The organism is Limnobacter sp. UBA7229 (assembly GCF_002473065.1).
GTDB lineage: Bacteria > Pseudomonadota > Gammaproteobacteria > Burkholderiales > Burkholderiaceae_B > Limnobacter > Limnobacter profundi.
In genome coordinates this window covers 40,146-47,417 of record NZ_DKTN01000017.1, presented here as the reverse complement: position 1 = coordinate 47,417, position 7,272 = coordinate 40,146, and the positions used below count along the sequence as shown (strand labels likewise).

Annotated in this window: 6 protein-coding genes; 4 read left to right on the top strand and 2 right to left on the bottom strand. The window is 52.0% G+C overall.

The features are described 5' to 3' along the window. Window positions 1–160: 160 nt before the first annotated feature. A complete protein-coding gene (locus tag B4C79_RS09915; RefSeq protein WP_291740726.1) occupies window positions 161–3,316 on the top strand; it encodes a hypothetical protein in 3,156 nt (1,051 codons plus the stop codon). A gap of 30 nt (window positions 3,317–3,346) precedes the next feature. Here the strand turns inward: B4C79_RS09915 and plsY are convergent, their stop codons facing one another. Together plsY and xerD are read right to left on the bottom strand one after the other, a co-directional pair. Next, complete coding sequence (gene plsY, locus B4C79_RS09910) at window positions 3,347–3,955, bottom strand: glycerol-3-phosphate 1-O-acyltransferase PlsY (RefSeq protein ID WP_105027207.1); 609 nt, start codon at window positions 3,953–3,955, stop codon at window positions 3,347–3,349. A gap of 35 nt (window positions 3,956–3,990) precedes the next feature. Then, the gene (gene xerD, locus B4C79_RS09905) at window positions 3,991–4,890 is read right to left on the bottom strand and encodes a site-specific tyrosine recombinase XerD (RefSeq protein ID WP_171100481.1); all 900 of its coding nucleotides are present in this window, start codon (window positions 4,888–4,890) and stop codon (window positions 3,991–3,993) included. 67 nt (window positions 4,891–4,957) lie between these two features. Here xerD and pdxH point away from each other — a divergent pair, with 67 nt between their 5' ends. From pdxH to B4C79_RS09890, 3 genes are read left to right on the top strand one after another with little or no spacing between them, the layout of a single operon-like run. After that, the gene (pdxH, locus tag B4C79_RS09900) at window positions 4,958–5,593 is read left to right on the top strand and encodes a pyridoxamine 5'-phosphate oxidase (protein WP_105029697.1); all 636 of its coding nucleotides are present in this window, start codon (window positions 4,958–4,960) and stop codon (window positions 5,591–5,593) included. 19 nt (window positions 5,594–5,612) lie between these two features. Further along, window positions 5,613–6,236: an ANTAR domain-containing response regulator gene (locus B4C79_RS09895; protein WP_105027205.1), complete on the top strand. Its 624-nt coding sequence runs from the start codon at window positions 5,613–5,615 to the stop codon at window positions 6,234–6,236. Continuing rightward, window positions 6,236–7,222, top strand: coding sequence for a CmpA/NrtA family ABC transporter substrate-binding protein (locus tag B4C79_RS09890; protein ID WP_291751459.1), 987 nt, complete (start codon window positions 6,236–6,238; stop codon window positions 7,220–7,222). Before B4C79_RS09895 ends, B4C79_RS09890 begins: the two co-directional genes overlap by 1 nt. Window positions 7,223–7,272 lie beyond the last annotated feature (50 nt).

The window sequence follows — 7,272 nt, the reverse complement described above, 5'->3', positions numbered from 1 at the left end:
AGCAACACCAGCAGCAACACCAGCGGGTTCCTCAATAGTTTCGCCATCCCCAGCGCCTGCAACGTCAGGAGGGACGGCTACCCCAACCCGCCACACTTCGACATCTTCTTTGCCGTCATCGCCACAACCTGAAGTTAAATCCGGCAGTGTTTGGAGTTGGTTGAATCCTCTTAGCTATTTTGGCTCGAAAAGTCAGTCCATTTCCGAGGTGGTGCAGCAGGTCGCCAGCCAGGACGGACTCTCGGGCAAAGTAGTCAAGCTTAAAAAGCAGCTTGAAACTGAAAAACAACAAAAAACAGTTCAGGCAGAACTCAATGCAGAGCTCGCGGCGATTGATGCTTTGTCTGATATCAAAGCGGTGACTACCGTATTTGAAAAACTTAGAACATCAACAGAATTGTTGAAAAAGGTTGTTGAAGCGAGAAAACAGGGTCTGGTTGGCGAACTTCGTCATGTCGAAGTCAGCAATCGAAAACAAGGCAAGTTGCTTGATGAACAGCGGGTTATGCGTTCCACACTTGATGCACTTTCTCCGACCAAAACACTCGAGGGGAAGTATGCCAAACTTTGGTTGACCAAGGTCCGTGACGGATCACAACTGCGTGAAGCAGCGCAATCTGCACAAGCGGGTTACAAACATATCCAAGAACGTTCTTCGCACGTGATCAATGTAACGTTGCCCGAATTGCAGCCTAAAGTGAATAGTCAGGTGGCTAAACTGGAGGCCTTCTCTAAGAAATTAAGCGAACTGAATAATCAACACAATCAGAGCTTAGACAAACTTAAAAGTGATTTGGATGTTGCAAAAAAGGAGGGGCGCGCAGGTGAAGTGTCTCAACTTCGAACCCAGATCGACCACGTGAATGATGCGCTTGGCGACCTCAAGAAATTGAGGAAACAATTTGAGGATATTGAGCATGATGTGGAGTTGGCCGGTGTCGATTTGCGCGCAATCGAAGAATTGGGTGCACGCGTTGCAGTTAATCGGTCGGATGTTAAGGATTTACCGTTCAATCTGGCGATGTTGGCCAATGGCAAGGAATCCCCCTCCATTGAAAACGGTTGCAGTTTGAACCAGGCCCTTCTTCTGGGTAACTCTGGCTCAGGTAATCATGTTGCGCCTCGAGCTCTGACCCTGAGTCACCGTTTGGCTGAGTTTGGCTCTGATCTGAATCTTTTTCAAAACGAAGGCAATCCCACACCCACTACATCTCGGGGTGACAAGCGTTCGTTCTTGGCTGCTTTGGGCGGCGCGCTGAGGGCCAACGAAGAAAAAAGTGTCAATGATGTGCTCAACTTCATGAGTCGTCCTGAGGGGCGAAAGCATGTGCATCATTTGGCGGCCATTAACTTGGTCGCTGCCGGGTTCAATACCGAGACGCTTTCACTGGATGCGCCTTCGCTGGCTTATAAAGTGGAGTCAGGGTTGAGTGGGCTGAAAAAATGGTTTATTACGCCTACTGGCAAATTTGCTCGCAATCCGGAAGAACACATCGGTGTGCGCCTTACTTTGCTCGGTCATGTGTCCGAAGTGTTGCAGCGGGAGCTATTTCGCAATGGCAAACCAGTTAGTCTTGAGCATGCAGTGATTACACCACAGCACGCCGTAGAGGCATCGTCTTTGATTATTGCCGCTCTTCCCAATGACCTGTTGACGATTCATGGCGACGAAGTGACTCGCTTCGTTGGCATTCTAAAGAAGTTTGAGGCAGAAGTGGCGGCATCGACCAAGGAGAAGCCGCTTGACCCCCGCTCAATGATCGCCTTCAAACGTACTTTGAATGACTTCCATCAACAGGCGGGGCAGTGGCTCACCGAACGAGCCGGGGCGGGCGGGGCCGCAAATTCTCTGGCTTCAGCGCGTCAAATTTCGGCTGATCTTGCCAGCAAGGCGCGTAAAGGTTTCTTCCGGCAAGCGAAGGCTTCAACAGGTAATTTCATTAACTTGGCGGGTGGAAGACTGGTGCGTGAGGGTTGGTCTGCATTCCGAGCCTACGTCGGTCAAATCAACCAGAAAGAGCGCATGTGTCAGGCCATTCGAAGCCCCGTGAATGTGGTGCAGGTAGCCCAGATGAAGCGGGATCTGATGGCTTTGGCCGAGAAAGAGCCGGGTTCGAGCGCGAACGCAAAAGCATTGATCTCTTACCTGGACGGCCGTTCCTTGAATGTTGAATTGAAAGACCCGTTGAGTCCCCGAATGATTATTGAATTGAAGCGCACCGGTGACTTTTTACAGAAAGCCTGGGCGCCTGTTTCAAAGGGCAAACAAGCTCCCACGGTCATCGGTTTGTCCGCATCTCAAACCAATGAAATTCCTGGTTTCGTCCACACCAAGCTGAGTCAGTTTGTAGGCAATCCCTTGTCGGGTTCGCAATCTTCCACGCCCGAGTCCGCACCGACAGTTGTTCCGGCGCGTAGCGGGGCAGCAGCAACCTCTTTCCGTGTGGAAGCCACCAATAAATTATCTAATAATCAGTGGGTTGTGGCCATGTGGGGCAAGGTGTTGAACCATGCAGGTCAACCAAGAACCAAGCAACTGCACATTCTGCAAAAAGATTATGAACGGGTGTTTCTCACAAATTACCCCGAGGGTGCGAGTCCACCCAGCGAAGTTGAGGTCAAGAAATACCATGAGAACCGCAGTGCAATGGCAGCCATTTCTGCGCATATTGCCTCGGAGGTCAAAGATATCCCGTCAGATATCGTCTCTAAAATGAAAGAGTTAACACCATTGCTGCTCGACATTACTCGAGGGCATGTTTTGACTACTGAATTGGCTGACCTTAATACGCGAGTTTTGCAGAACGTGGCGCCAGACAAGAATCGTTGCTGGTTGCGATCTGCATGGGGGGGGGCAGCACAGGCGTTGTCCAAAGAGGACTTTACAACACGCGTATCACAAATTGGCAGCGATCTGACCACAAGCGAGATTCAGGAAATTTATGATCAAACCACGAAGGCTCCCTTAAGCGGCATGATAAACAATCCTGCGCTTGAGAATAAGCAAGTTAACTTGATGATCGGAATTGCCAAAAAGCAGGCAAAGGCTTGGTCAAGTGATGCGCGAGCCACTTTGCAGGCCCTTGAAGCGAAGCGTGAGGTACAGGCAGAAGGTGATTTCGGTGCGGCATTTTTGAACGCCTTGAGCCTACCGGTGGTAATAAGAAACGGAAACGGCGATGCTCCTGATATTTATTTGCCCGAGAATTTTTCAGTTGATCAACAAGGCCATCCTGACACTTGGCCAACACTTCGATACGACGGAACCGGCAATACCGGCCACTGGCAGTTTTATCAGAAACCAGCAGCCGCTTAAGTAAACAGAGCAAGAAAGCAATATTGGTGCTTAACTTTTCTTCTGCCCAATTTTGCTTTCTTTGCCTGCAATCAAATTGGCAATGTTCTGCTTGTGTCGATAGATGAGCAATGCGGACATAATCGTGATTGCAGCAGCCTGTCCATTAATTCCGAACAGCAGTACGTTGTAAAACACAGCAAACAGCGCGGCGATCAGGGCTGCCAACGAGGAATAGCGGAAGAAGTAGGCAATTACAATCCAGGTAATGGCGGTGGCCAGGCCCAGTACCCAGTTCAAACCAAGCAGTACGCCCAGGGCGGTGGCAACGCCTTTGCCGCCTTCAAACTTGAAAAAAACCGGATACAAATGGCCGATGAATGCAGCCAATCCAATCCAGGCAATGTCGGTGCGGCTGTAACCCAATTGGTCTTGAAAATGGAAGGCCAAGGCCACGGCGAGCGTGCCTTTCAAGGCATCACCCAACAAAGTCAGCACGGCTGCTTTTTTGTTGCCGCTTCGCAGCACATTCGTGGCGCCAGGATTTTTTGAGCCGTAAGTGCGTGGGTCGGCCAAACCCACGAATTTGGAAACAACCACTGCGAATGAAATAGAACCAATCAAATAGGCGATCAGCAGGCCAGCGGCAAAATTAAGCAAAAGTGTCTCCTTGTTGTTGGGCTTTGGCGTCGATTTTAGCGACTTTTTGATCGTGGGTGGCTTTGATTGAGCAAGGTGTGCAGGTGTTCTTTGGCCACATGGGTGTAAATCTGGGTGGTGCCAATGTCAGCGTGGCCCAGCAACAACTGCACCACACGCAGATCGGCGCCGTGGTTGATCAAATGCGTGGCAAATGCGTGCCGCAACACGTGGGGGCTGACTGTGGTGTTGATTCCAGCAATCAAGGCCAGGCGCTTTACGTTTTTCCAGAAGCCTTGCCGTGTCATCGGTGTTCCAAAGTGGGTTACGAATAAAAAGTCGCTGGTTTTCCCCTTCAACAACTCACCACGGGCCTGCTGCAAATACAGCTGAATCGCCAGCCTTGCAGGTTCGCCCATGGGCACCAAGCGTTCTTTCTTGCCTTTGCCCAGCACCTTCACTGCTCCAACATTCAGGTCAATGGCGCGCAAGGGCATGTTCACCAGTTCACTGACCCGCAGGCCGCTGGCGTACATGAATTCAAGCATAGCCTTGTCGCGCTGCCCTGCAGCGTTGCTCAGGTCGGGTGCGGCTAGCAGGTCCAGTACTTGTTTCTCGCTCAGGGTTTTGGGAATGCGCAAGCCGCGTTTGGCACTTTGCAGTTGGGTGCAGGGATTGTCTTCGCGTTGCTTGGTGGTATTCAGCCACAAATAAAAACGTTTGTAGCTGCTTAGTTTTCTGTTCAGGCTGCTGGGCTTTAATTCCAGCAGGTCGTGTACATGGTTGCGGATGTGTTCACTGCTGGTTTGCAGCAGGTTTTCCGCAAACTGTTCGTCCAGCCAGTTTCCCAGTTGTTGCAAGTCGCTGCGGTAAGCCTGCAGTGTGGCTTTGGCCAATCCTTCTTCAAGCCACAAAGTGGTGCAGAATTCGTCGATGAGATCGGCATTGCTCTTCATTGTGGTGCTGTCTGCATGTGAAAATAAAGGTCATGATACCTTTAGCAGCACCCAGGAGTTTTGTTTTATGTCGATCGCTGATCTTCGAAAAGACTACACCCAAGCCACACTGGACGAAGCCGACGCCCTGGCCAATCCACTCGACTTCTTCAAGCTTTGGTTTGACCAGGCTTTGACTGCGGATTTGCCCGAACCCAATGCCATGACACTTGCGACGGTCAATGCAAAGGGGCGACCCTCGGCCCGTATTGTGTTGATCAAGGGGCTGGATGCGCGCGGCATTACGTTTTTCACCAATTATGAAAGCCGCAAGGGCCAGGAGTTGGCGCAGAACCCGCATGCAGCCATTCTGTTCCACTGGACAGAACTGGAGCGACAGGTGCGGATCGAGGGGCGGGTAGAGAAGTGCAGTCCCGAAGAGTCTGATGCCTATTACCTGTCTCGACCGGCAGGTAGCAGATTGGGTGCTTGGGCTTCGCCGCAAAGCCAGGTAATCGATTCCCGTGCTGTGCTTGAAGCCAGGGTGCGTCAGGCTCAGGAAGAACAGCAGGGTGACCCGCAAACGCGGCCACCATTTTGGGGCGGTTACCGTTTGGTGCCCGATTTTTTTGAGTTTTGGCAGGGCCGTCCATCGCGACTTCACGATCGCCTGGCCTACACCTTGCAAGGTGATTCATGGGCAATGTCCCGCCTTGCTCCTTGAGGAATGAGTAAACCTGTTCATGGTCAATAGCAAAACCGGCAAAGCCGCCACACCTCCACTGAAAGTACTCTTGGTCGACGAAGAACCAGGCCGCGCTGCCATACTGGAACGCGCCTTGCTTGATGCAGGTTATGTGTTGGTGTCCCGTCTCAGTTCTGCTGATCGTTTGGTTGAGCATGTGGCGGTGTCCCAACCCGACATCGTGATTGTGGACATCGACTCGCCCGATCGCGATTGCCTGGAAAACATGGCCGTGTTGTCGCGTAGCAATCCCAAGCCGGTCATCATGTTTTCGGATGAAGACAACGAAGAGACGATTGCCAGCGCCATCAAGGCTGGCGTGAGTGCCTACGTGGCCGACGGCATGAACCCGGATCGGGTTCGACCCATTGTGCAGGTGGCGGTGGCGCGTTTTCGTGAGTTTCAGGCGCTAAAAAACGAGTTGCAGAAAACCCGGGATCAACTTGCAGACCGCAAGCTGATTGACAAAGCCAAAGGCCTGTTGATGAAGCACCGCAATTTTAATGAAGACGAGGCCTACCACGCCATGCGCAAGCTTGCCATGGAGCGTAATCAGCGTTTGGTTGACACTGCCCGCAACGTGATTGAGGTGTTTGAAATGTTGGGCGGAGGTGGCTTGTAATGCAACAGGAAATTCGCATTGGCGTGATCGCCTTGACTGATTCTGCGCCGTTTGTGGTGGCCCAGAAAACGGGTTTCTTCGAGGCGGAGAATTTGACTGTAGAACTTATCAAGCAGGCGTCTTGGGCTACGCTACGCGACAAGCTCGCCTACGGTGAAATTGATGCGGCACACATGCTTTCGCCCATGGCTATCGCTCTTCAGTTGGGTTTGGGTGGTTCTCCCAAAAAAGATGTATTGGCACCATTGGTGTTGAATCGAAGTGGCAACGCGATTACGGTCAGCAAGGCCTTGGCGGCGTTGATATCCGGGCTGGTCGAGGGTGAAACCCTTGGCTCAGCCTTGCGTGCGGCAAAATCCCGGGGTGAGCGTGTGATGGTATTCGGCACGGTGTTCCCGTTTTCGATGCACACCCTGCAGCTGCGCCGTTGGTTGCGCTTGAACGATGTTGACCCGGATCAGGATGTGCGCTTTGAAGTGGTACCGCCGATCCGCATGGTGGGTTCATTGCAAGCGGGTTTGATTGACGCCTTTTGTGTTGGAGAACCCTACAATTCCTTGGCAGTGAATGAGGGTTTGGGCACTATTGTGGCGACATCGAATGGTTTGTGGCCCAAGGCCCCAGAAAAAGTCTTGGGTTGTACCCGTGCATGGGCTCAAGAAAATCCCGAGGCGATGACCGGTTTGACCAATGCTTTGCGTCGCGCGTGTTTGTGGTTGGAAGGTGGCATGGAGAATCGCAGCAAGGCAGCCGCTTGGTTGTCTACTTCGGATCATGTGAATTTGCCAGGCTCCGTACTTGAAATGGCTTTGTTGGCGACGATCAAGGGTGGGACCGATCCGTTCATTCAGTTTGACGGCGCTGAGTTGACCGAAGATCAGCGCCCCATGTTTGAATCGCTGGTGGTTGAAACCCATGCCTTGACCAGTTCGCGCCCCCTTGACGCCATACAGTTTGCAAGCGGCCTGAAGCCATTCGGTTTCTAGCCAATTGCATGGCGCCGATGTCGTGATTACACTTAAGCAGTAATGTTGCT

Excerpts from the sequence above, each read along its gene's own strand:
- xerD (WP_171100481.1), bottom strand. The coding sequence starts at position 4,890 with ATGAAGAGCAATGCCGATCTCATCGACGAATTCTGCACCACTTTGTGG.
- B4C79_RS09895 (WP_105027205.1), top strand. The coding sequence starts at position 5,613 with ATGGTCAATAGCAAAACCGGCAAAGCCGCCACACCTCCACTGAAAGTA.
- B4C79_RS09890 (WP_291751459.1), top strand. The coding sequence starts at position 6,236 with ATGCAACAGGAAATTCGCATTGGCGTGATCGCCTTGACTGATTCTGCG.
- pdxH (WP_105029697.1), top strand. The coding sequence starts at position 4,958 with ATGTCGATCGCTGATCTTCGAAAAGACTACACCCAAGCCACACTGGAC.